General features: G+C 72.2%; 17 protein-coding genes and 1 tRNA gene. 11 read left to right on the top strand and 7 right to left on the bottom strand.

Annotation, left to right across the window (positions count from 1 at the left end):
- Positions 1-92: 92 nt before the first annotated feature.
- Positions 93-2,843: a pyruvate dehydrogenase (acetyl-transferring), homodimeric type gene (aceE, locus tag ACFVVL_RS04160; RefSeq protein ID WP_380298104.1), complete on the bottom strand. Its 2,751-nt coding sequence runs from the start codon at positions 2,841-2,843 to the stop codon at positions 93-95.
- Between the two features lie 516 nt (positions 2,844-3,359).
- Between aceE and ACFVVL_RS04155 the strand changes: the two genes are divergently transcribed.
- The 5 genes from ACFVVL_RS04155 to ACFVVL_RS04135 all read left to right on the top strand — a co-directional run bounded on the left by ACFVVL_RS04155 (position 3,360) and on the right by ACFVVL_RS04135 (position 7,310).
- Positions 3,360-3,797: a DUF3052 domain-containing protein gene (locus ACFVVL_RS04155; protein WP_380298103.1), complete on the top strand. Its 438-nt coding sequence runs from the start codon at positions 3,360-3,362 to the stop codon at positions 3,795-3,797.
- Positions 3,798-4,139: 342 nt separating this feature from the next.
- A complete protein-coding gene (locus tag ACFVVL_RS04150) occupies positions 4,140-4,598 on the top strand; it encodes a peroxiredoxin (protein WP_380298102.1) in 459 nt (152 codons plus the stop codon).
- A 183-nt stretch (positions 4,599-4,781) separates the two neighbouring features.
- Complete coding sequence (locus ACFVVL_RS04145; protein WP_380298100.1) at positions 4,782-5,357, top strand: TerD family protein; 576 nt, start codon at positions 4,782-4,784, stop codon at positions 5,355-5,357.
- A 216-nt stretch (positions 5,358-5,573) separates the two neighbouring features.
- Positions 5,574-6,149 carry a TerD family protein gene (locus ACFVVL_RS04140; RefSeq protein ID WP_387671241.1) on the top strand — a complete coding sequence of 192 codons (576 nt, stop codon included), beginning with the start codon at positions 5,574-5,576 and terminating at the stop codon, positions 6,147-6,149.
- Positions 6,150-6,203: 54 nt separating this feature from the next.
- Positions 6,204-7,310 carry a DUF475 domain-containing protein gene (locus tag ACFVVL_RS04135; protein WP_387671239.1) on the top strand — a complete coding sequence of 369 codons (1,107 nt, stop codon included), beginning with the start codon at positions 6,204-6,206 and terminating at the stop codon, positions 7,308-7,310.
- 95 nt (positions 7,311-7,405) lie between these two features.
- On the opposite strand, the gene ACFVVL_RS04130 is transcribed toward ACFVVL_RS04135, so the two are convergent.
- Positions 7,406-8,512 carry a DUF2637 domain-containing protein gene (locus ACFVVL_RS04130; RefSeq protein WP_380294748.1) on the bottom strand — a complete coding sequence of 369 codons (1,107 nt, stop codon included), beginning with the start codon at positions 8,510-8,512 and terminating at the stop codon, positions 7,406-7,408.
- A 346-nt stretch (positions 8,513-8,858) separates the two neighbouring features.
- Here ACFVVL_RS04130 and ACFVVL_RS04125 point away from each other — a divergent pair, with 346 nt between their 5' ends.
- Positions 8,859-9,587 (top strand): Tellurium resistance, encoded by a 729-nt coding sequence (locus ACFVVL_RS04125; protein ID WP_380294747.1) that lies wholly within the window; start codon positions 8,859-8,861, stop codon positions 9,585-9,587.
- Positions 9,588-9,633: 46 nt separating this feature from the next.
- Here ACFVVL_RS04125 and ACFVVL_RS04120 read toward each other — a convergent pair whose 3' ends face one another.
- On the bottom strand, positions 9,634-10,755 hold the full coding sequence (locus ACFVVL_RS04120) for a TerD family protein (RefSeq protein WP_387671237.1): 1,122 nt from the start codon (positions 10,753-10,755) through the stop codon (positions 9,634-9,636).
- 322 nt (positions 10,756-11,077) lie between these two features.
- Between ACFVVL_RS04120 and ACFVVL_RS04115 the strand changes: the two genes are divergently transcribed.
- The 3 genes from ACFVVL_RS04115 (at position 11,078) to ACFVVL_RS04105 (ending at position 15,962) form a co-directional block, all read left to right on the top strand.
- Entirely contained in the window at positions 11,078-12,289 is a 1,212-nt protein-coding gene (locus tag ACFVVL_RS04115; RefSeq protein ID WP_387671235.1) for an HpcH/HpaI aldolase/citrate lyase family protein, read from the top strand.
- An 85-nt stretch (positions 12,290-12,374) separates the two neighbouring features.
- A complete protein-coding gene (locus ACFVVL_RS04110; RefSeq protein ID WP_387671233.1) occupies positions 12,375-15,056 on the top strand; it encodes a phosphoribosyltransferase in 2,682 nt (893 codons plus the stop codon).
- A 6-nt stretch (positions 15,057-15,062) separates the two neighbouring features.
- Positions 15,063-15,962 (top strand): HAD family hydrolase, encoded by a 900-nt coding sequence (locus ACFVVL_RS04105; protein WP_380294743.1) that lies wholly within the window; start codon positions 15,063-15,065, stop codon positions 15,960-15,962.
- Here the strand turns inward: ACFVVL_RS04105 and ACFVVL_RS04100 are convergent.
- Positions 15,959-16,195: a zinc ribbon domain-containing protein gene (locus tag ACFVVL_RS04100; RefSeq protein ID WP_387671231.1), complete on the bottom strand. Its 237-nt coding sequence runs from the start codon at positions 16,193-16,195 to the stop codon at positions 15,959-15,961. The genes ACFVVL_RS04105 and ACFVVL_RS04100 overlap by 4 nt on opposite strands.
- A gap of 110 nt (positions 16,196-16,305) precedes the next feature.
- Complete coding sequence (locus ACFVVL_RS04095; protein ID WP_380294740.1) at positions 16,306-17,718, bottom strand: hypothetical protein; 1,413 nt, start codon at positions 17,716-17,718, stop codon at positions 16,306-16,308.
- Positions 17,719-17,845: 127 nt separating this feature from the next.
- Here ACFVVL_RS04095 and ACFVVL_RS04090 point away from each other — a divergent pair.
- Positions 17,846-17,917: transfer RNA gene (locus ACFVVL_RS04090), tRNA-Val, on the top strand.
- Between the two features lie 82 nt (positions 17,918-17,999).
- Here the strand turns inward: ACFVVL_RS04090 and ACFVVL_RS04085 are convergent.
- Both ACFVVL_RS04085 and ACFVVL_RS04080 read right to left on the bottom strand, forming a co-directional pair.
- Positions 18,000-18,572, bottom strand: a complete 573-nt coding sequence (locus ACFVVL_RS04085; protein ID WP_387671229.1) for an HNH endonuclease — start codon at positions 18,570-18,572, stop codon at positions 18,000-18,002.
- 547 nt (positions 18,573-19,119) lie between these two features.
- Positions 19,120-20,076 (bottom strand): restriction endonuclease, encoded by a 957-nt coding sequence (locus ACFVVL_RS04080; RefSeq protein WP_380294736.1) that lies wholly within the window; start codon positions 20,074-20,076, stop codon positions 19,120-19,122.
- Between the two features lie 298 nt (positions 20,077-20,374).
- Here ACFVVL_RS04080 and ACFVVL_RS04075 point away from each other — a divergent pair, with 298 nt between their 5' ends.
- Positions 20,375-22,900 carry an ATP-dependent Clp protease ATP-binding subunit gene (locus ACFVVL_RS04075; protein WP_387671429.1) on the top strand — a complete coding sequence of 842 codons (2,526 nt, stop codon included), beginning with the start codon at positions 20,375-20,377 and terminating at the stop codon, positions 22,898-22,900.
- Positions 22,901-23,011 lie beyond the last annotated feature (111 nt).

Raw genomic sequence — 23,011 nt, 5'->3', positions numbered from 1 at the left:
TGTGACCGGAGTCACAGCGGGGGAACGGCCGAGGGGCCGGTCCTCCCGCACGCGTCGGGAGGACCGGCCCCTCAGGACCACCGGCTACCGGCTCAGGCGTCGCCGCCCGCGGCGCCCGGGTCGGCCGCCGCCACGTCGAGCAGCTGGTAGCGGTCGATCGCGTCCTTCAGCGCGCTGCGCTCGATCTTGCCCTGCTTGGCCAGCTCGGTGAGCACGGCCAGCACGACGGACTGCGCGTCGATGTGGAAGAAGCGGCGGGCCGCACCACGGGTGTCGGCGAAGCCGAACCCGTCGGCGCCCAGCGACTGCCACTGACCCGGCACCCAGCGGGCGATCTGGTCCGGCACCGCGCGCATCCAGTCGGACACCGCGACGAACGGGCCCTCGGAGCCCTGGAGCTTGCTGGTCACGTACGGGACGCGCTGCTGCTCCTCGGGGTGCAGCAGGTTGAACTCCTCGGCCTCCACCGCGTCGCGGCGCAGCTCGTTCCAGGAGGTCGCGGACCAGACGTCGGCCTTGACGTTCCACTCCTCGGCCAGGATCCGCTGGGCCTCCAGGGCCCACGGCACGGCCACGCCGGAGGCGAGGATCTGCGCCGGGATCTGGCCCGCGGTGCCGGCCGCGTACTTGTGCAGACCCTTGAGGATGCCCTCGACGTCCACGTTCTCGGGCTCGGCCGGCATCTTGATCGGCTCGTTGTAGACGGTGAGGTAGTAGAACACGTCCTCGCCGGTCGGGTGCTCCTCGCTGGAGCCGTACATCCGCCGCAGGCCGTCCTGGACGATGTGGGCGATCTCGAAGCCGTACGCGGGGTCGTACGCGACGACGCCCGGGTTGGTCGAGGCCAGCAGGTGCGAGTGGCCGTCGGCGTGCTGCAGGCCCTCGCCGGTCAGCGTGGTGCGGCCGGCGGTGGCGCCGAGCACGAAGCCGCGGGCCAGCTGGTCGGCCATCTGCCAGAACTGGTCGCCGGTGCGCTGGAAGCCGAACATCGAGTAGAAGACGTACACCGGGATCAGCGGCTCGCCGTGGGTGGCGTAGGCCGAGCCCGCGGCGATCAGCGAGGCGGTGCAGCCGGCCTCGGAGATACCGTCGTGCAGCATCTGGCCGGTGGGCGACTCCTTGTACGCCAGCAGCAGATCGCGGTCGACCGACTCGTAGGTCTGGCCGAGCGGGTTGTAGATCTTCGCCGACGGGAACAGCGAGTCCATGCCGAAGGTGCGGTACTCGTCGGGCGCGATCGGCACGAAGCGGTTGCCGATGCCCTTGTCCCGCATGAGGTCCTTGAGCAGCCGGACGAACGCCATGGTGGTGGCGATGGTCTGGTTGCCGGAGCCCTTCTTGACCGCCTTGTAGGCGTCGTCGCCCGGGAGCTCCAGCCGGCGCGGCCGCACCTTGCGGGTCGGCACGTAGCCGCCCAGCTCCTGGCGGCGGTCGTGCATGTACTGGATCTCTTCCGAGTTGCGGCCCGGGTGGTAGTAGGGCGGGTAGCCCTCTTCGAGCTGCTTGTCGGTGATCGGCAGGTGGAGCCGGTCGCGGAAGCGCTTCAGGTCCTCGACCGTCAGCTTCTTCATCTGGTGCGTGGCGTTGCGGCCCTCGAAGTTGGGGCCCAGGGTCCAGCCCTTGACGGTCTGCGCCAGGATGACGGTCGGCTGGCCCTTGTGCTCGCGGGCCGCCTTGAACGCCGCGTAGATCTTGCGGTGGTCGTGGCCGCCGCGGCCCAGGTGCTGGATCTGCTGGTCGGTCATCGACTCGACCATCTTGCGCAGCCGCAGGTCGCCGCCGAAGAAGTTCTCGCGGATGTACGCGCCGGACTCGGTGGCGTAGGTCTGGAACTGGCCGTCCACCGTGGTGTTCAGCTTGTTCACCAGGACGCCGTCGCGGTCCTGCGCGAGCAGCGGGTCCCAGCTGCGGTCCCAGACCAGCTTGATCACGTTCCAGCCGGCGCCGCGGAACTGCGACTCCAGCTCCTGGATGATCTTGCCGTTGCCGCGGACCGGGCCGTCGAGGCGCTGCAGGTTGCAGTTGACCACGAAGGTCAGGTTGTCCAGGCCCTCGCGGGCGGCCAGGGACAGCTGGCCGAGCGACTCGGGCTCGTCCATCTCGCCGTCGCCGAGGAAGGCGTAGACCTGCGAGTCGGAGGTGTCCTTGATACCCCGGTGCTCCAGGTAGCGGTTCATCCGGGCCTGGTAGATCGCGCCGAGCGGGCCGAGGCCCATCGAGACGGTCGGGAACTCCCAGAAGTCCGGCATCAGCCGCGGGTGCGGGTAGCTGGAGAGGCCGTACGGCGCCTTCGACTTCTCCTGGCGGAAGGCGTCGAGCTGCTGCTCGGTGAGCCGGTCCAGCAGGAAGGCGCGGGCGTAGATGCCGGGGGAGGCGTGGCCCTGGAAGAAGATCTGGTCGCCGGACTCGCCCTCGGCGTCCTTGCCGCGGAAGAAGTAGTTGAAGCCGACGTCGTAGAGCGACGCCGAGGAGGCGAAGGTGGCGATGTGGCCACCCACGCCGATGCCCGGGCGCTGCGCCCGGGAGACCATCACCGCGGCGTTCCAGCGGGTCGCGTTGAGGATCTTGCGCTCGATCTCCTCGTTGCCGGGGAAGAACGGCTCGTCCTTGGTGGCGATGGTGTTGACGTAGTCCGTGCTGCGCATCTCGGGCACGGCGACACGCTTCTCGCGGGCGCGCTCGATCAGCCGCAGCATCAGGTAACGGGCACGCTCACGCCCCCGCTCGTCGATGGCCGCATCGAGCGACTCCAGCCATTCCGCGGTCTCCTCGGGATCGAAGTCCGGGACCTGACTCGGAAGGCCGCCAATGATGATCGGGTTGCGATCGGATCCGGAAGCCACGCTGTTCCTTCACTGTCGGTCGAAACTGAGGTGTGTCGCGCCGCCTCCATCGTGCTACCGCGCTCGGAGATCCGTCATCTCTACCGATCGGTAACCGCTCTCCCTGACAGAAGGAGCGGTCTGGTGATGTGCGATCCGGACAGCATCGTCCGGGCCGCGCACCCCCGGGTGTTACGAACAGAGGTGGTCCGACCTGGTTTCCCTTCCGTCCGATGGCGGACGGGTGGGGTGAGGGCCAACAGGAGACTCTACGCCCGCGCACGCGCGGACCCGAATGCCGTTCGCATCTCGGGCGTGCGTACGGCCTGTGGACCAGGACCACCCGAAGCATCCTTGTCCCATGCAGAGAAGGGCAAATCGGTGTGATTCCCGACACGTCGCCCGGCGTGTCCCGGCGCGACACGTCAACCTTTGGAGGGGATCGGGGGTCGGGTACTTGCGCGAACCGCCGCGCCCGTGTGGACTACGGCCACAGCCTCGGCATGGACGCCGAGCCGAATACTGGAGGTTATTCCCGTGAGCGCGACCGCGGACCCCGCGGACAAGTCCAACCCGGCGAACCGTCTCGGCTTCGAAGAGGGCCAGATCATCCAGGAGCTGGGGTACGACGAAGACACTGACCAGGACCTCCGCGAGGGCATCGAGGAGATCACCGGGACGGATCTCGTCGACGAGGACTACGACGACGTCGCCGACGCCGTCCTGCTGTGGCACCGCGACGACGACGGGGACCTCACCGACGCCCTCGTCGACGCCCTGGAGTACCTGGCGGAGGGCGGCCTGATCTGGCTGCTGACGCCCAAGACCGGCCGGGACGGCCACATCGAGGCCTCGGACATCGCCGACGCCGCGAAGACCGCCGGGCTCTCCCAGACCAGCTCGATCGCGATCGCCAAGGACTGGGCCGCGACCCGCCTGGCGACCAAGTCGACCGCCAAGCAGTCCAAGCGCTGAGCGCCGCCTGACGGGCCTCACCGGGCCCCGCCGGAGCATCCTCCGGCGGGGCCCGGTCGTTTTCGCGCCGGCCGCGTCCCGGCCGCGTCCCGGCCGCCCTGCCCGCCCGTGCGCCCTGCCCGTCCGTCCTGCCCGCCCGGCTCCGCCCCGTCCTGCCCGGCTCCGTCCCGTCCGGCTCCGCGGGCCGCCCCGGACGGCCGAACCGTTCGCCCAGGGCGAAAGCGGTGGTCCCGGACGGCGCAGCCCTCACTCGTCCGGCCCAGCCGGCCCCGGCGAATGCGAGGATGGCGCTCGCCGCGCCACCCGCGCGGCCCAGTCGCGTCGAGTGGGAAAGGTCCCCGCATGGCCATCGAGATCGGCACCGAGGCTCCGGACTTCGAGCTCAAGAACCAGCACGGCGAGCTGGTCCGGCTCTCCGACTTCCGGGGCGACAAGAACGTCGTCGTGGTCTTCTACCCGTTCGCGTTCACCGGCGTCTGCACGGGTGAGGTCTGCGCGATCCAGAAGGAGCTCCCGCGCCTGCAGAACGACGAGGTGCAGGTGCTCGGCGTCGCCAACGACTCGCCCTTCAGCCAGCGCGTCTTCGCCGAGCAGGAGGGCCTGGAGTTCCCGCTGCTCTCCGACTTCTGGCCGCACGGCGAGGTCTCCCGCGCCTACGGCGTCTTCGACGAGGAGAAGGGCTGCGCCGTGCGCGGCACCTTCGTGATCGACAAGGCCGGCGTGGTCCGCTGGAGCGTCGTGAACGGCCTGCCGGACGCCCGTGACGAGCAGGAGTACCTGGCCGCCCTCGGCGCGCTCTGAGCCGGGTCCGCGGGCGTCCGCGGACCTCGCCCCGCCCGCGTCGGGCCGGTTCCCCGGCGCGGACGGGAACCCCGCACTACGATCGGCTCGTTGGCTGGTCAGAGGCCCGGCACGGTTCGCCGTCGGAGTCTCGGACCGCACCACGGGGGCACCGAGGAGTGCCTCCCGAATCTTGGAGGACCAGTGGGTGTCAGCCTGAGCAAGGGCGGCAATGTCTCGCTCACCAAGGAAGCCCCCGGCCTGACCGCCGTGGTGGTCGGCCTCGGCTGGGACGTCCGCACCACCACGGGCACGGATTTCGACCTGGACGCCAGCGCCCTGCTCTGCAACACCGAGGGCAGGGTCGGCTCGGACGGCAACTTCGTCTTCTTCAACAACCTCAAGAGCCCCGACGGCTCGGTCGAGCACACCGGTGACAACCTCACCGGTGAGGGCGAGGGCGACGACGAGCAGATCAAGGTCAACCTGGCCACCGTGCCGGCCGACGTCCAGAAGATCGTCTTCCCGGTGTCCATCTACGACGCCGAGAACCGGTCCCAGAACTTCGGCCAGGTCCGCAACGCGTTCATCCGGGTGGTGAACCAGTCGGACAACAAGGAGCTGGCCCGGTACGACCTCACCGAGGACGCCTCCACCGAGACGGCGATGGTCTTCGGCGAGCTGTACCGCAACGGCGCCGAGTGGAAGTTCCGTGCGATCGGCCAGGGCTACGCCTCCGGCCTGCGCGGCATCGCCCAGGACTTCGGCGTCAACGTCTGAGTCGGGCGGGGCCGGTGACGGCCCGTGCAGCGGTACCAACGGCCGGGGCGGCCGCGGACGCGAGGGCGTCGGCGGCCGCCCCGGCCGTTCCGTCGTTCCCGGGCCACTGGAAGGATGTGAGTTCAGGAAAGTTCAGCCGGTCCCCGGGGGCCGGGCGGGGCCGCGGGGGAATAGACCTGAGATGCGCCCCGGGAGGCAAGGGAGGAAGGACGAACCATGAGTGTCACGCTCGCCAAGGGTGGCAACGTCTCGCTGACGAAGGCCGCGCCGAACCTGACGCAGGTGCAGATCGGTCTCGGCTGGGACGCCCGGTCCACCACCGGTGCGCCCTTCGATCTCGACGCCAGTGCGCTGCTCTGCTCGAACAACCGGGTCCTGGGGGACGAGTACTTCGTCTTCTACAACAACCTCAAGAGCCCCGAGGGCTCGGTCGAGCACACCGGTGACAACCTCACCGGTGACGGCGACGGCGACGACGAGGTGGTCCTGGTCAACCTGGACCTGGTGCCGGCGCAGGTCGACAAGGTCGTCTTCCCGGTGTCCATCTACGACGCCGAGAACCGGTCGCAGAACTTCGGTCAGGTCCGCAACGCGTACATCCGGGTGGTCAACTCGGTGGACGGCCAGGAGATCGCCCGCTACGACCTCACCGAGGACGCGTCCAGCGAGACCGCGATGATCTTCGGCGAGCTGTACCGGTACGCGGGCGAGTGGAAGTTCCGCGCGGTCGGCCAGGGCTACGCCTCGGGCCTGCGGGGCATTGCTCTCGATTTCGGCGTAAACGTACAGTAAAGGCCGCGATCGTCCCGATCGTCCCGCCATGAACCCGAAAGGTAACCAAGTCCCGTGTTCCTCCGCACATTCGGCTGGTCATTCGCGATCACCGTTCTCGGCCTGATCGCCGCCGGCCTGCTCTGGGGAGCCGAGGGATTCGGCATCGTGCTGATCCTCTCCATCCTGGAGATCTCCCTCTCGTTCGACAACGCGGTGGTCAACGCCACGGTGTTGAAGCGGATGAACCCGTACTGGCAGAAGATCTTCCTCACCGTCGGCGTGCTGATCGCCGTCTTCGGTATGCGGCTGATCTTCCCGCTGCTGGTCGTCGGCCTCACCGCGCACCTCAACCCGGCGACGGTCATCGACCTCGCGATCCACAGCGACAAGACGTACGAGGGCCTCACCTACGGCCAGTACCTGGAGCAGGCCAACCCGGCCATCGCCGCCTTCGGCGGTGTCTTCCTGCTGATGATCTTCCTCGACTTCATCTTCGAGGAGAAGGACTACAACTGGCTGGCCTGGATCGAGCGCCCGCTGGAGAAGGTCGGCAAGCTGGAGGCCTTCTCCACCGTCGTCGCCCTGGTCACCCTGCTGCTGGCGTCCAACTTCTTCGCCGGTGAGCACGCCGAGACGGTGCTCCTCGCCGGTGTCCTCGGCATCGTCACCTACCTCAGCGTCAACGGCCTCGCCTCGGTCTTCGAGTCGGGCCTGGAGGAGGAGGCCGAGAAGGAGGAGGAGGCCGCGAAGTCGGGCAAGTCGATCGTCCAGGTCGGCGGCAAGGCCGCGTTCTTCCTCTTCATGTACCTGGAGGTGCTGGACGCCTCGTTCTCCTTCGACGGCGTGGTCGGCGCGTTCGCGATCTCCAGCGACATCTTCCAGATCACCCTGGGCCTCGGCATCGGCGCGATGTACATCCGCTCGCTGACCGTCTTCCTGGTCCGCAAGGGCACCCTGGACGACTACGTCTACCTGGAGCACGGCGCCCACTACGCGATCGGCGCGCTGGCGGTGATCCTGCTGGTGGGCATCGAGTACCACATCCCGGAGATCGTCACCGGCCTGATCGGTGTCGCCTTCATCGGCCTCGCCCTCGGCTCGTCGATCCTGCGCAACCGGCGCGAGGGCACCGGCGGGGACGGCGACGGGGACCGGGAGCTGGTGGGCAGCGCCCAGTAGCCCGGCGGCACCCCTGCCACGACGCCGAACGGCCGTTCCTCCCGAGTGGGGAACGGCCGTTCGGCGTCGTACGGGGCGGATGCTCGGCCGAGTGCTCAGCCGAGCTGCTGCTCGATGGCGCGCAGCTTGCGCTCCAGCGAGTCCAGCTTGGGCATCGACAGGGTGTCGTCGTCCGGCGTCAGGTCGATGGTCGAGCTGCTGCGGTAGGACGACGCGGAGGCCGAGGAGGCCGAGGAGGAGGCGGTGGCGCCGCGCGGGCGGCGGCCGGTCTCCGGGGCCGGCGAGGCCGGTGCCGCGGCGGTGGTGGTGGTGAAGGCGTCCGCCTCGGCGGCTAGGGCAGGCTCCGTAGCGCTCGGGCCGTCTCCGGCGGCGGCGAGGGCGGGCACCTGGCGGCCGCCGCGGTTGCGGGAGAGCATGCCGCCGGACTGCCGGGAGATGGCCTTCAGCTCGGCGCGCTCGCGGCGGTCGGCACTGCGGGCGCGCACCTTGGCGTCCAGCTTGGCCTGGCGCTCCTCGCGCACCTCCTCGACCGCCTCGTCCAGGCTGCGGACGTTCTCCAGCAGCATCAGCGACCAGGCGGCGTAGGTCTCGCGGGGCGCGCGCAGCCAGCGGACGATGCGGATCTGCGGCAGCGGGCGGGGCACCAGGCCCTGCTCGCGCAGGGCGGCCTTGCGGGTCTGCTTCAGCGCGCGGTCGAACAGGATCGCGGCCGAGATCGACATGCCGGAGAAGAACTCCGGGGCGCCGTCGTGCGAGATGCCGCGCGGGGCGTGCACCCAGTTGAACCAGGCCGAGGCGATCGCGAAGACCCAGACCAGCAGGCGCGAGCCGAGCGCCGCGTCACCGTGGCTGGCCTCGCGCACGGCGAGCACCGAGCAGAACATCGCCGCGCCGTCCAGACCGAACGGCACCAGGTACTCCCAGCCGTTCGACAGGCCGAGGTTCTCCTTGCCGAAGCCGACCAGGCCGTGGAAGGAGAGCGCGGCCGCGACGCCGGCGCAGCAGAACAGCAGCACGTAGGAGGAGATCCCGTAGATCATCTCCTTGCGCCGGCGGCGCTCCTCGCTACGCTCCCAGGAGTCGCCGGAGTCCTGCTTCCGGTTGTTGTTCTTGAAGCGCAGCGTCGCCACCAGGATGGCGGTGAACAGCAGGGCTGCGCCGCCGATGACGGTCCAGACCAGCTGTATGGAGGTCAGGTTCATTGCGGGTCGGGCCTCGGGTTTCCGCAGGGGACAGGTCACAGTGCGACACGGTGGTCAGGATCCGTCCCCGGGACCGGGCCTGACGAAGCGTCGTGGTCGGACGGGTGGCCCGGCGCGCCCGGACAGGGGGGCGGGCGGGACACCTGTGCGGCTAGACGATATCGCGTCCGAAGTGGCCGCATGGTACGGGAGGTGAGCTTCGCCCCGCCAATCGACCCGCCGGTGTCCGGCCGGTGTCCGCGGGGCGGCGGTGGGTAGGGGAGTTCGGGTACCCGGCGGGCGGGTTGATGCCCGATCATGGAGCGGCGGACCGTCAGAGCGACTGGCGGGGCTGGGGGAGGACGGCATGGCCTCGATTTGGGAGTACCTGCGCGGCGAACGGAACACCCTCGACACGGGTGGCCAGTTCAAGGTCACCCTGACCAAGTCGTCCCCGCAGCACGCGATCACCGGGGCGGCGGCGACCACCGGCTACCTCTACGTCAACCTGCACTGGACCACCCGGACGGGGGCGGCGCGCCCCTCCCCCCGGGACGCCGTGCGACGGTTCTTCAGCCCGCGCATCCTCAGCCCGATGGAGCCGGACTCCTCCCAGAACGCGCAGGTCAACGTGGACCTCGACCTGGCCTGCATGTACGAGCTGGCGGACGGCAAGCGGGGGGTGGTGCAGCCGCTGGGCGGCTTCCTCGGGGACCTCCAGCACGCGCCCTACGTCAAGCTCAGCGGCGACGACCAGTACGGTGCGCCGTCCGGCGAGACGATGTACATCAACCTGGAGAAGAAGGACCAGTTCAAACGGCTGCTGGTGTTCGTGTACATCTACGACGGCACGCCCGCCTTCGAGCAGACCAACGCGGTGGTGACGATCGTGCCGCAGTCCGGGCCGCGGATCGAGGTCAAGCTGGAGGAGCGGGCCCCGGCGGCGCGGTCCTGCGCGGTGGTGCTGATCGAGAACACCGGGGACAACACGCTCACGGTGCGGCGCGAGGTGCGCTACGTGAACGGGTTCCAGTCGGACATCGACCGGCTGTACGGCTTCGGGATGCAGTGGCAGCGGGGGTACAAGCCGCAGTGAGCCCCGGCCCGGTCCCCCGGCCCGGGGGACCGGGCCGGGCGGCGGCTCAGCGGGGCTGGAACTGCGGGCCCTGTGGGGGCAGGGCGAACTCCTCGGCGGCGGGCGCCGGCTGCGGCGCCGGGAGCGCGGTGGTGGGCCGGGGGTAGCCGTAGCCGCCCTGCTGCGGGGCCTGCTGGGGTGCCTGCTGCTGGGGGTGGCCGTAGCCCTGGGCCGGTGCGGGCGCCGGGGGCTGCGGCTGGGGGTAGCCGTAGCCGCCCTGCTGCTGCGGGGCCTGCGGCGGGTAGCCGTAACCGCCCTGCTGCGGGTTCCGGGGCGCGGTGGCGGGCGGCGGGTAGCCGTAGCCGGGCCGGTGGGCCGGCGGCGCGCTCGGGGCCGGCGGGACGTTCGGCGGCACCGTGGGCGGGTTGAGCGGCGGCGGGGGCGTGTTGGCCGGGACACCGGCCGGGGCCGGGGCGGTCCGGGCGGCGGCCTGCGGCTGCGGGACGGCCGGGGCCAGGGTGAAGGTGCCCGGCTCGGGCCGGCCGGCCGGCCGGGGGTCGGGCAGCGCGGTCCGCGGGTCGGTGGCCGGCGCGGCGGGCGGCCCGGCGGGGGCCTGGGCGGACGGGGCGCCCGCGTCGCCCTCGTCCTCGACGGTGATGCCGAAGTCGGTGGCCAGCCCGATCAGCCCGGAGGCGTAGCCCTGGCCGACGGCCCGGAACTTCCAGGCCCCCGCCCGGCGGTAGAGCTCGCCCGCGACCAGCGCGGTGACCTCGTCCCCGTCGGCCATCGCGAACTCGGCCAGGGCCGGCGCCCCCTCGCCGGCCGCGGCGTCGAAGAGCTGCAGGCGCAGCCCGCCCACCGCGCGGAACGAGCCGCCCTCGGAGGAGCCGGCCAGCACCACCCGGTCGACGTCGGCCGGCAGCTTGCCGAGCTCGGCCTCGACGGTGTCGGTGATCTCGCCGCCGTCGGAGGTCTGCTGCTTGGGCAGGTGGCGCACCAGGCCGGAGGGGTGGCGCGGCTGGTTGTAGAAGACGAAGTCGGCATCCGAACGAACCTTGCCGCCCGGACCGAGCAGCAGGGCGGAGGCGTCCACGTCCGGCGCACCGGGCGTGGCGCTCCAGCGCAGCACGGCGCGGACCGCCGCCACCGGCAGTGCGATGTTGGCGCCCTTGGCCATCACGTGCGTCATAGCCGACCATCCTGCCTGTTCGCCACCCCTTCGGACAACGTGACCGGGGGAGGCGTCGGGGTGGGACTTTGCCAACGCTTGCGGTTTGTGAAGTGGAGGGTAACCTTCCGAGAATTCGCCATTGCGGAACCGGCGTGCGCCCGGAGCCGTCCGTACGATGGGCGGGCGGGAGGCGCCGGGGGCCGGTCGACGGTGACCGGCGGAACCGGGCCGGGAACCACCACGGCCGCCGCGCGGGTTGAACCGGGTGCAGCACCGGGGCGCGCCACCTGTCCCTCCCCGCCACCGCCGGAGCGGCGGCCGAACTCCTGAGGAGAGCACCTTGCGCCACTTCGGCCACCTCGCGGACGACGTCCGCGACCGGCTCTTTCTCGCGGCGCCGGGGGAGTTCGCCCCGGACGACGACCCGGCCGTGCTGGCGACCGCACTGGGCGCCACGCTCTACAGCCCGGCCACCCGGCCCACCCTGCGCGCGGACATCCGCAAGCAGGCCGCCCAGGGGGTCGTCTCGATGGTCCTCTGCCTGGAGGACGCCATCGCCGACCACGAGGTGCCGGACGCCGAGGCCAACCTGGTGGCCCGGCTCGGCGAGCTGTGGGCGGAGGTCACGGAGGGTGGCGGCACGGCCGGGGCCTCCACCGGTTGCACACAGGATCTTCCCCTCCTCTTCATCAGAGTGCGGACCGCCGCCCAGCTCACCGACCTCGCCGAGCGGCTCGGACCGGCGATCGGCGTGATCACCGGCTTCGTGCTGCCCAAGTTCACCGAGGAGACCGGCGGGGACTTCCTGGAGGCGCTCGCCGCGGCCGAGGCCGCCACCGGGCACCGGCTCTTCGCCATGCCCGTCCTGGAGTCGCCCGAGCTCGCTCACCTGGAGACCCGCCGCGAGCAGCTGTTCGGCATAGCCCGGCTGCTCGACAAGCACCGCGAGCGCGTCCTCGCCGTCCGCCTCGGCGTCACCGACCTGTGCTCCGCCTACGGCCTGCGCCGCTCGCCCGACCTCACCGCCTACGACGTCGCCCTGGTCGCCTCGGTGATCGGCGACGTGGTCAACGTGCTCGGCCGCGCCGACGGCACCGGCTTCACCGTCACCGGCCCGGTCTGGGAGTACTTCCCGGTCCAGGAGCGGATGTTCAAGCCGCAGCTGCGCCGCACCCCGTTCGCCGAGGCCGAGCCCTCCCGGGAGGCGGTCCGCCGGCGGATCATCGAGCACGACCTCGACGGGCTGATCCGCGAGATCGAACTCGACCGCGCCAACGGCCTGTTGGGCAAGACCTGCATCCACCCCAGCCATGTGCCCGCGGTGCACGCGCTCTCCGTCGTCACGCACGAGGAGTACAGCGACGCCCGGGACATCCTCCAGCAGGAGCGCGGCGGGGGCGGGGTGCTGCGCTCGGCGTACACCAACAAGATGAACGAGGCCAAGCCGCACCGGGCCTGGGCGGAGCGGGTGATGCTGCGCGCCGAGGTGTTCGGGGTGGCCCGCGAGGACGTCAGCTTCGCGGAGCTGCTGGCGGCCTGCCTCTGCCGCTGAGCCGCCGCGGGCCCCGTCTCTTCCGCCGCCTCCCTCCCCCCAGACCTTGCCCACCGCACCGCACCACCGAAAGCAGGACCCCTTCGTGACAGCAGCAGAGCAGCAGCGCCCCGGAGCGCACGAGCGCACCGGGACGCAGGAGCGCCCCGGGACGGGGGAGTGGACCGGCCGCTGGGTGGCCGAGCGGGCCGGCGTCGCGCTGACCGGCTCCGAGCGCCTCCCCGAACTGGTCGGCCTCGCCCTGCGGGAGAACCGCAAGCGTGCCCACCTGCTGGTCTCCACCGTGCTCGGCAAGCACGTCCCGCAGCGCCCCGCCGTGGTGCACGGCGCCGGTCTCGAACTCGGCCGCCTGGTCCGCGAGCTGCTCGCCCCGCTCGGCGGGCAGGCCCTGTCCGGCGCCGTCGTGCTCGGTTACGCGGAGACCGCCACCGGCCTCGGCCACAGCGTCGCCGATGGCCTGGACGCCCCCTACCTGCACTCCACCCGCCGCCCGGTGCCCGGGATCGCCCCGCTCGGCGGTTTCGAGGAGGAGCACTCGCACGCCACCTCCCACCTGCTGCTGCCCACCGACCCCGGGCTGCTGGCCGGCGACGGGCCGCTCGTCCTGGTGGACGACGAGTTCTCCACCGGCACCACCGTGCTCAACACCATCCGCGCCCTGCACGCCCGCCACCCGCGCGAGCACTACGTGGTGGTCGCCCTGGTCGACCTGCGCGGCGCCGCCGACCGGCAGCGGCTCGCCGACACCGCCGCCGAACTCGGCGTCCGGCTGGATCTGGTGGCGCTGGCCGAGGGCGGCGTCGAGCTGCCCGCGGACATCCTCGACCGGGCCGGGCGGCTGATCGCCGAGGCCGGGCCGGCCCCCGAGCCGCCGGCCGGCCCGGAGGCGCCGCTGGTGCGCGTCGACCTGGACTGGCCGCAGGGGCTGCCCGACGGCGGACGGCACGGCTTCACCCCGGAGCACCGGGCACGGCTGGAGGCGGCGCTGCCGGCGCTGGCCGGGCAGCTGGCGGAGGCGATCGGCGAGGGCGCCGGGGGTGGCGCTGCCGACGTGGACGGGGACGACCGCGTCGGCGCGGGTGACGGCGTCGACGGGGGTGACCGCGTCGACGGGAGTGACGGCGTCGACGGGAGTGACGGCGGGCGGGTGCTGGTGCTCGGCTTCGAGGAGCTGATGTACGCGCCGCTGCGGCTCGCCGGCGCCCTCGCCGAACGGCTCCCCGGCGGCGCCGACCGCGTCCACAGCTCGACCACCACCCGCTCGCCCGTCCTCGCGGTCGACCACCCCGGCTACGCCATCCGCACCCGGCTGTCCTTCCCCGCCCACGACGACCCGGCCGACGACTCCTCGCGCGAGCGCTACGCCTACAACGTCGCCCCCGGCGCCGACCCGGCCCGCCGCTTCGCCACCGTGGTCCTGGTGGTCGACGACGTCGCCGACACCCCGGCCCTGCACCGGGGCGAGCGGGCCCTGCTCGGCCGGCTGCGGCAGGTCACCGACCGGGTGGTGCTCGCCGTGCTGCCGTCCCACCGGCCCGCCGCCGCGCAGTCGGAGCCGGAGCCGCAGTCGCGGCCGCAGCTGCAGCCTCAGCGGACGCCCGGCTCGCAGCCGCTGCCGGCTCCGCTGCACGGCCCGGCGTTCTCCTCCTACCGCGCCGACGAGGTGTCCTGGCTGCTCAAGGACCTCTCCGGCGTCGCCCTGGAGGCGCCCACCGAGGAGCGCGAGGAGGCCGTGCAGAACGGCGGCGCCCACTACGCCGAGTCGCTGCCGGTCGAGTACCAGCCGAGCCCCGAGTACCAGGAGCTGTTCCACCAGGCCCTGCGGGCCTCCGCCCGGCGGATCGCGCTCGCCGTCGGCACCGTCGCCGAGACCCTGCTGCGCGAACGCGGCCCCGGCCTGGTGCTCGCCTCGCTGGCCCGGGCCGGCACGCCCGTCGGCATCCTGATCCGCCGCTGGCTCGCCGCCGGGCACGGCGTCGACGCCCCGCACTACGCCGTCTCCATCGTCCGCGGCCGCGGCATCGACCCGGTCGCCCTGCGCTACCTGGACGCCCACCACCGGGCTGCCGACGTCGTGTTCGTCGACGGCTGGACCGGCAAGGGCGCGATCACCCGGGAACTCGCCGAGGCGCTCGCCGGCACCGGCTTCGACCCCGGCCTCGCCGTCCTCGCCGACCCCGGCCGCTGCGTGTCCACCTTCGGCACCCGGGACGACTTCCTGATCCCCTCCGCCTGCCTCAACTCGACCGTCTCCGGCCTGGTCTCGCGCACCGTGCTGCGCGCCGGCCTGATCGGCCCGGACGACTTCCACGGCGCCAAGCACTACACCGAGCTGGCCGGCGCCGACGTCTCCGGCGCCTTCCTGGACACCGTCGCCGACCACTTCGCGGACGTCCGGGCCGAGGCCGTCGCGGCCGCCGGGCGCTTCCTCGCCCCCGAGCACGCCGCCGAGCGCACCCCCGACTGGGCCGGCTGGGCCGCCGTCGAGCGGATCAGCACCGAGTTCGGCATCGACGACGTCAACCTGGTCAAGCCCGGCGTCGGTGAGACCACCCGGGTCATGCTGCGCCGCGTCCCCTGGCGGGTGCTGGCCCGGCGCGGCGCGGGCGCCGACCTCGACCACGTCCGGCTGCTCGCCGCCCAGCGGGGGGTCCCGGTCGAGGAGGTGGACGACCTGCCGTACTCCTGCGTCGGCCTCATCCACCCCCGCTACACCCGGGGGGCGACCGGCGCCTCGGGCACGGCCGTCCTGGTGAAGGAGTCCTGAGCCCCGATGACTGGTTACCTGAGCGGCGGCATGAACGGCGGTGGCGTGGACCGCTACGTCGTCGCGAGCGACCTCGACCGCACCCTGATCTACTCCAACCGCGCCCTCGCCCTCGACGTGCCGGACCCGCTCGCGCCGCGCCTGCTCTCCGTCGAGGTGCACGACGGCAAGGCGCTCTCGTTCATGACCGAGCAGGCCGCCGGACTGCTCGTCGAACTCGCCCGCGAGGCCGTGCTCGTCCCCGCCACCACCCGCACCCGGGCCCAGTACGAGCGGGTCAACCTGCCCGGCCCGACGCCCGGCTGGGTCCCGCCGTACGCCATCTGCGCCAACGGCGGGCGGCTGCTCGTCGACGGCGTGCCGGACGCCGACTGGCAGGACGAGATGGCCGCCCGGCTGGCCGGCGGCGCGGCGCCGCTGGCCGAAGTGGTCGAGCACCTGGCGCTCTGCGCCGACCCCGAGTGGACCCACAAGCGGCGGGTCGCCGACGAGCTGTTCGCCTACCTGGTCGTCGAGCGGGCCGAACTGCCGAAGGGCTGGCTCGCCGAGCTCACCGGCTGGTGCGCCGAACGCGGCTGGACCGTCTCGCTCCAGGGACGCAAGGTGTACGCGGTGCCGGCCCCGCTCAGCAAGAGCGCGGCCCTGGCCGAGGTCGTACGACGGGTGGGCGGGGCCACCGTGCTCTCCGCCGGGGACTCGCTGCTCGACGCCGACCTGCTGCGCGCCGCCGACGCCGCCTGGCGGCCCGGCCACGGCGAACTGGCCGACACCGGGTGGACGGCGCCCGGCGTCACCGCGCTCGACGAGGTGGGCGTGGCGGCGGGCGAGGAGATCGTCCGCCGCTTCCTGGCCCGGGTGCGCGGCGGGGCCGTCGAGCCCGAGCCCGCCGACGTCGCGGTCTCCTAGCCGCAGCAACCGCCGCCGCAGCAGCCCCCGCCGCCACCGCCGCCACCGGCCGACGGGGCCTGCTGCGGCGCGCCGCCGGCGGAGGCCGCACCGGTGACGGCGACGGTCGACAGCAGCTTCACGGTGTCCTGGTGGCCCTGCGGGCAGACGGCGGGGTCGTTGGCCTGCGCCATCGGACGGCGGAGCTCGAAGGTGGCGCCACAGGCGCGGCAGCGGAAGTCGTAACGAGGCATGTCCGCCAGCGTATCCGGGCCACCGCCCGCTGTCGCCGGTCCCGCTGCCCGGCTGCCCGCGCGCCCGGCTGCCCGCTTGCCCGGCTGCCCGCTTGCCGGACCGCCGGCCGCTACCGCACTCCACCGCCCAGCTCGGCGCGGATCAGCTCCACCACGTCCGCCGCCGTCTCCCGCACCGCGGCCAGCTCGGTCAGGAACCGCCAGTAGTCCGGGTGCCGGCCGGCCGCCTCCAGCTCCGCCACCGCCCGGTCCAACCGGGCCACCGCCGCGTCCAGCGGCCCGGCGTGCCGCGGATCCGGCGCGTGCCGCCCGGCCATCGCGAGCCGCTGGGCGTCCCGCAGGGCGAACCGGGCCCGCTCGACCTCCTTGTGCGGGTCGATCTGCACCTCGTTCAGCTGCCGCAGCCGGTCGTTCACCGCGACCACCGCACCGTCCGCCGTGTCCAGCAGCGCGCGTACCGTGCCCAGCGCGCCCGTGGCGTCCGCCCAGCGCTGCTCGTCCCGGGCCCGGGCGGCCTCGGCGAGCTTGCCCTCGGCGGCCCGCCCGGTCTCCGCGACCTGGTCCGGCACCCGCTGGAGGTCCTGCCAGCACGCGACGGCGAACCGCCGGCGCAGCTCGCTCAGCGCCGGCTCCACCGTCCCGGCCTTGGTCTCCAGCGCCTGGATCCTGGTCCGCAGACTGGCCACCCGCCGGTCGATCTCCCGGGCCCGCTCCGGCAGCTGCCCCGCCTCCGCGGCGATCGCCTCCGCGCGCTCGCGCACCCGGTCCGCGCGCTCCAGCGTGCCCGGCACCCCGTGCTGCGCCACGCCCTCGTTCAGCCGCCCCAGCTCCGGCGCCAGCTCGGCCAGCCGGGCCGCCAGCTCGTCCGCCCGCAGCCCCGCGCCGCGCGCCGCGTCCAGCGCGTTGCTGGCCCCCAGCAGCGCCCGCTTGGCCTGGTCGATCGCCGGCGTCACCCGCATCAGCTGCTGCTCGGCGCGCTCCAGCGTCGGCTGCAGCTTGCGCAGGAAGTCGTTCAGCTCCGCGAGCGCCGACCCGAGCTGCCCCTTCACGTCGTCCAGCTGGTGCTTCGCCCGGGCCGCCGTCCCCGACTCCAGGTCCTCCGCGTCCAGGTCGTGCGCGTCGAGGGCGGTCAGGTAGTTCACGGTCACCTGGTCGACCCGGCCGGAGATCGCCTCGAAGTCCGCCACCGCCCGCCGGGCCGTCGCACTGTCCCCGGCGGAGCGCACCGTCTCCACCGCCAGCCGCACCTCGCGCTGCGTGGAGTCCACGTCGTAGAACGCCTGCTGCGCCGCGTCCCGCGCCGCCCGGGCGTCCGCCCGCATCCCGTCCCCGCCGCGCCGCCCCCACCAGCCCCCGCCGGCCCCGAACGACGCCGCCCCCGCGGCCCCCAGCGCACCCGCGACGACCAGCGGCAGCACCAGCGCCTCGGCCACTCCACTCCCCGGCCACCGCCTCCCCCGCCCGCCTCCGCCGGCCACCCTCACTGCGCGCTCCCTGGTTCCGACCGCTGATCCACCGCCCATTCTTCCCGATCACCCCACCCCACCGGCACCCCACCCGCCCCACCCCCCGACCACCTGCACCACACCACCCCCCGGACCAGGTACCCTAAGCATTCGTCGTGCGCCCGAACCGGGCCCGCACGACCGGGGGCGCGTAGCTCAGCGGTAGAGCGCTGCTCTTACAAAGCAGATGTCGGCGGTTCGAAACCGTCCGCGCCCACAGATGAGAAGGGCCAGTTCGGAGGCACCACCCTCCCGAACTGGCCCTTGATCGTTTTCGGGCCGCTGGGTGCCCGGTCTGGCTATCGGGTTGCCGATACTTCGGCCTCTCGGCCGGTGCAGCGCAGCCACTCGGTGTAACGCCACCGGAGAGCCTCTGGGTGTGGCAGGCGGTCCAGGGTGAGCTTTGGGTGCGCGATGCCCATGGCTTCCAGGCTCGGGCCGCCGGGGCGCGGTTCGACGGTCAGGGTGTCGGGGTTGATGGCGAAGAGGTGAGCGTCGAAGGCCCTGTGGAGCGCGGCATTCATCGGTAGGCCGTTGCGGGCGTCCGAGGTGCCGCCGTCAGCGTCGCCCCGGAAGTGCGCTGCCTCGATCATCTGGGGGATCGTGATTCCTGAGAGCGGGCAGCGTGGACCGTAGCGCTGGAACACTTCGAGTTTGAACCGCGCCTGGTCCGGTCGTGTGACCACGGTCCCGTTCCGTCGGCGGCGCCTGTTGCCTTCGAGCTGGAACGGCTGCTCTTCCGAGCGGTCGTGGTCGAGGACTTGCGCGGGCGGGGTTTCACCGAACTTGACCAGGAACAGGCTGCTGTCATCCTCCCAGCCCTCGACCCAGGCAAGGTGTACGCCTCGGAGGTTGCCATGTTCGGTGATCACAAACAGCGGAAGTCGGAGCGTTGTGGCGCAGGTTCCGCCACACAGCCAGGCGCCACTCGCGCTCTGCGTCTACGGTCTCCGTGTGGCTGTTGAGGACCGTGAACCCCATGGCGCGCAGCACGGGGTTCGTGGATGCTTCGCCACCATGGAACCGGTCGTTCGGCAACGGGCCGCTGGCCCCGTGCTGGTAGCCGAAGGCGACGCCGGCGATCGCCTTGGCGTCGTACAGCAGGTCAGCGTGGCTGAGGTAGTACTGCGTGGAGGAGCCGAACCCGTGTTTGTTGCGGAAGGCCTGCCCACCCAAGTCGTTGTACTCGGCGAGTGCCCTTTCCACCGCGGTGGCACTCGTGAGGTCCCTGATTCCCATGGCCCACCCTTACGTCTCGACGTGCAACGCGAGCCTTCTAACTTCACATCTCGGAGATCAGTTCCCCCGTCGAGTGTGAGGCGGGACTCAGGCGCGGACCAGGGGCCGGTGTGCGGGCCGGGCGATTCGCTGGAGGACTGCCCGTTCCACTCGTGTGCTGGAACGGGCAGTGCGGGGTGATCAGTTGCGGGTGCCAGCGGTGACGAGGGGGAGGTTGGGGTCGGTGCTGAGATAGGCTCCGTCCTGGGGCCAGATGACGGTGCAGCCCTGGCTCTCCGCGAGAACGAGAAGGTCGGCGCGAGGCTTGCTCGGTACCAGAATGGCCTTGGTGGTGCCGGCGGGCAGGAAACGTATGTAGTCGGCGAGTTGGCCGATGGCCATGCGGACGGCCTCGCGGGTCACGCTGCCCTTGGCTTCCACGAGGAGGTCGAGGTCCGCGGCGTACAGGTCGGTGAAGAGGGGACGGGTCTCGCCGGCGGGCAGGATCTGCTGTCGGACGACCTCGTGCTGCTTGGCCCGCAGGAAGTCGCTGAAGGCGGTCAGGAGTTTGCCTTCCTTGCGTTCGGCCTCGTAGGGCTCCCGGTTCGGGTCGACGAAGGACTTCTCGGTCACCTGTTGTTCCACCGGCAGTGTCTTCACGGCCTCCGGCTTGGCCTTGAGCAGGCGGCCGAGTCGAGTGGTGGGGGCTTGCGGCTCGGTGTCGACGGCACGCAGTCGGAAGACGATGACCTTCCGCAGCGGGCCGTTGTCGGTCTCCGGTGCGTCGGCTTCGTACCAGGGAAGGTCTTCGTCGATCTCGAACTCACCACGGTAGGTGACGACTCCACGGGCACCGTCGAAGACCCTCAGGGCTCGGCCGTCCCTCCGGTGGTGGAGGATGCTGGCGTTGCCGGAGATCATCCGCTGGTCGCCGCGCTGTCCCTCGCCGCTGTAGTGGAAGAGCCCGTCGATCCAGTCGTCGTAGTAGCCGTGCTTCTCTCCGGCCGCCTGCTCGGTGAAGATCATGACATTGGGGCTCTTGGCGGACGGGCCGATCCCGCCCTGGGTCCGCCCTCCGTACGTGGTGTGGAGCGTCTTCCGCTCGATCTGGTCGCCGGGCTTGAGGTCCCACTCGGCTGGTGGCGTGATCGCGGACATGAGGCTCCTGAAGAGGCAAGGGTCTTCGAGGAATCTAGTAGGACTAGATGCTTAATGGGTACCGATTTTGATCTCGGATTCGGGTCGGTCGGGGGCAGGCGCGTTGCTGGCCGAGCTTCCCCTGCTCTCTCCCACCCGGTGCCGCCGGAGTTGTGGCGCTGCGCCCGTCCAGGGGCGGGGCGGCGGTGTGGGGGTGGTGGGCGGTGGGTCGCCGGGGTGGCGGCGCTCGGGGGGCGGGGGGTGGTGGGGTGTGTTTGTGTGGGCGCTAACCGTTTGGGAGAGGTGAGCCTCCGTGACCATGCCGCCGTTCGGGTCGAGCGACCCATTCTCCGATCTGCTCAGCCGGTTCTTCGGGATGAGCCCGATGGCGTCGCCGCCCGCCGTGCAGCGGGTGCCGATCGGGCGGCTGCTCAGCGAGTCGGCCCAGGAGTTACTGGCCTCGGCGGCCCAGCGGGCGGCCGAGGACGGGAGCAGTGATCTCGACACCGCGCACCTGGTGTGGGCGGCCACCCGGGTGGAGCCGGCGCGCCGGATGCTGGAGCGGGCCGGGATCGATCCGGACCGGCTGGCGGGTGATCTGGACAAGGTCCTGCCGGCCGGGGACGGGAGCGGGGTGCCGGCGGCCGACGGGCGGCCCGCGCTGACGCCGGCCGCCAAACGGGCGCTGCTGGCCGCGCACGCCCGGTCGCAGGGGGCCGGGGCCTCGTACATCGGGCCGGAGCACATCCTCGGCGCGCTGCTGGAGGAGGAGCGGTCGGGGGCCGGTGCGGCGCTGCGCAACGTCGCGCCCTCGCAGGAGGCGTTGCGCACGGTGCTGGACGGGCGCGGGACGGGCGGGGAGCGGAGCGGGGCCGGGCCGAGCCAGACGCCCACCCTGGACGAGTACGGGCGCGACCTCACCGAGGAGGCCCGGGCGGGCCGGCTGGACCCGGTGGTGGGCCGCGCCGCGGAGATCGAGCAGACCGTCGAGATCCTCTCCCGCCGCACCAAGAACAACCCGGTGCTGATCGGCGAGCCGGGGGTCGGGAAGACGGCGATCGTGGAGGGCCTGGCGCAGCGGATCGTCTCCGGTGACGTGCCGCAGAGCCTCAAGGAGAAGCGGGTCGTCACGCTGGACCTCACCGCGCTGGTGGCCGGCTCCAAGTACCGGGGCGAGTTCGAGGAGCGGCTGAAGAGCGTGATCGACGAGGTCACGGCGGCCGAGCAGAGCGTGATCCTGTTCCTCGACGAGCTGCACACCGTGGTCGGCGCGGGCAGCGGCGGCGAGGGTTCGATGGACGCGGGCAACATCCTCAAGCCGGCGCTGGCCCGCGGCGAGCTGAGCGTGGTCGGCGCGACCACCCTGGACGAGTACCGCAAGCACATCGAGAAGGACGCCGCGCTGGAGCGCCGCTTCCAGCCGGTGCTGGTGCCGGAGCCGAGCGTCGAGGAGACGGTCGAGATCCTGCACGGTCTGCGCGACGCCTACGAGGCGCACCACCAGGTGCGGTTCACCGACGAGGCGCTGGACGCGGCCGCGAGCCTGTCCGACCGCTACGTCAGCGACCGCTTCCTGCCGGACAAGGCGATCGACCTGCTGGACCAGGCCGGTGCCCGGGTGCGGCTGCGCAGCTTGAGCGGTTCGACGGTCGCGATGCCGGTCCAGGACCGCATCACCAAGCTGCGCCGCGAGCTGGAGGAGGCGGTGGCGGACGAGGAGTTCGTCCGGGCCGCCAACCTGAAGACCGAGCTGCGGCAGACCGAGGACGAGCTGGCCGCGATCGCCGAGTCGCGCGAGGAGGTCGTGGCGGTCACCGCGGACGACATCGCCCAGGTGCTCTCCGGCCGCACCGGCATCCCGGTCGCCGAGCTGAACGCGACCGAGCGGGAGCGGCTGCTGAGGCTGGAGGAGCACCTGCACGAGAAGGTGATCGGCCAGGACCAGGCGGTCACCGCGGTCGCCCAGGCGGTGCGCCGGGGCCGGGCGGGGATGGGCGATCCGGACCGGCCGACCGGCTCGTTCCTGTTCCTCGGCCCGACCGGCGTCGGCAAGACCGAGCTGGCGAAGGCGCTGGCCGCGCTGCTGTTCGGCGACCCGGACCGGATGATCCGCTTCGACATGAGCGAGTTCCAGGAGAAGCACACCGTCTCCCGGCTGGTCGGCTCGCCGCCCGGGTACGTCGGCTACGACGAGGCGGGCCAGCTCACCGAGGCGGTGCGCCGCAAGCCGTACAGCGTGCTGCTCTTCGACGAGGTGGAGAAGGCCCACCCGGACGTCTTCAATCTGCTGCTCCAGGTGCTGGACGACGGCCGGCTGACGGACGCCCAGGGCCGGACGGTCGACTTCCGCAACACCGTGGTGATCATGACGAGCAACATCGGCTCGCAGCGGATCCTCGATCACGCGGGCGACGTGGACGAGATCCGGGACGACCTGATGCGGGACCTGCGGGGGCAGTTCCGGCCGGAGTTCCTCAACCGGATCGACGAGGTGATCGTCTTCCACGCGCTCACCCGCAAGGACCTGCTCCAGGTGGTGGACCTGCTGCTGGACCGCTCCCGGCGCCGGCTCAGGGCCCAGGGCGTCGCGCTGGAGGTGACGGAGGGGGCGAAGGAGTGGCTGGTGAACCGCGGCTACCAGCCGGAGTTCGGGGCCCGGCCGCTGCGGCGGACGATCCAGCAGGAGCTGGACAACCGCATCTCCAACCTGCTGCTGGACGGCACCGTGCAGGAGGGGGACACGCTGGTGGCGGAGGTGTCGGACGGTGAGCTGAGGGTCGTGCCGACGCGGCCCGAGGACGAGAAGAAGGGGGAGCAGGGGGAGCAGGGGGAGCAGGGGGAGTAGGGCGGGGACGACGGGCGGCGCGCCCGGGGCCGCGCCCCCCCCCCCCCCCCCCCCCGGCCGAAGGCCCCGGGGCACACATCCCCCCACCCGCGGGCCCGCAACCCGCGCGTT

Source organism: Kitasatospora sp. NPDC058115 (assembly GCF_042884635.1).
GTDB lineage: Bacteria > Actinomycetota > Actinomycetes > Streptomycetales > Streptomycetaceae > Kitasatospora.
Note: the sequence above shows the minus strand (reverse complement) of the source record. Positions and strands in the feature narration are given on the sequence as shown.

Coding starts and splice junctions, on each gene's coding strand:
- ACFVVL_RS04150 (WP_380298102.1), top strand. CDS start 4,140: ATGGCCATCGAGATCGGCACCGAGGCTCCGGACTTCGAGCTCAAGAAC.
- ACFVVL_RS04140 (WP_387671241.1), top strand. CDS start 5,574: ATGAGTGTCACGCTCGCCAAGGGTGGCAACGTCTCGCTGACGAAGGCC.
- ACFVVL_RS04130 (WP_380294748.1), bottom strand. CDS start 8,512: ATGAACCTGACCTCCATACAGCTGGTCTGGACCGTCATCGGCGGCGCA.
- ACFVVL_RS04125 (WP_380294747.1), top strand. CDS start 8,859: ATGGCCTCGATTTGGGAGTACCTGCGCGGCGAACGGAACACCCTCGAC.
- ACFVVL_RS04120 (WP_387671237.1), bottom strand. CDS start 10,755: ATGACGCACGTGATGGCCAAGGGCGCCAACATCGCACTGCCGGTGGCG.
- ACFVVL_RS04105 (WP_380294743.1), top strand. CDS start 15,063: ATGACTGGTTACCTGAGCGGCGGCATGAACGGCGGTGGCGTGGACCGC.
- ACFVVL_RS04100 (WP_387671231.1), bottom strand. CDS start 16,195: ATGCCTCGTTACGACTTCCGCTGCCGCGCCTGTGGCGCCACCTTCGAG.
- ACFVVL_RS04095 (WP_380294740.1), bottom strand. CDS start 17,718: ATGGGCGGTGGATCAGCGGTCGGAACCAGGGAGCGCGCAGTGAGGGTG.
- ACFVVL_RS04080 (WP_380294736.1), bottom strand. CDS start 20,076: ATGTCCGCGATCACGCCACCAGCCGAGTGGGACCTCAAGCCCGGCGAC.
- ACFVVL_RS04075 (WP_387671429.1), top strand. CDS start 20,375: ATGCCGCCGTTCGGGTCGAGCGACCCATTCTCCGATCTGCTCAGCCGG.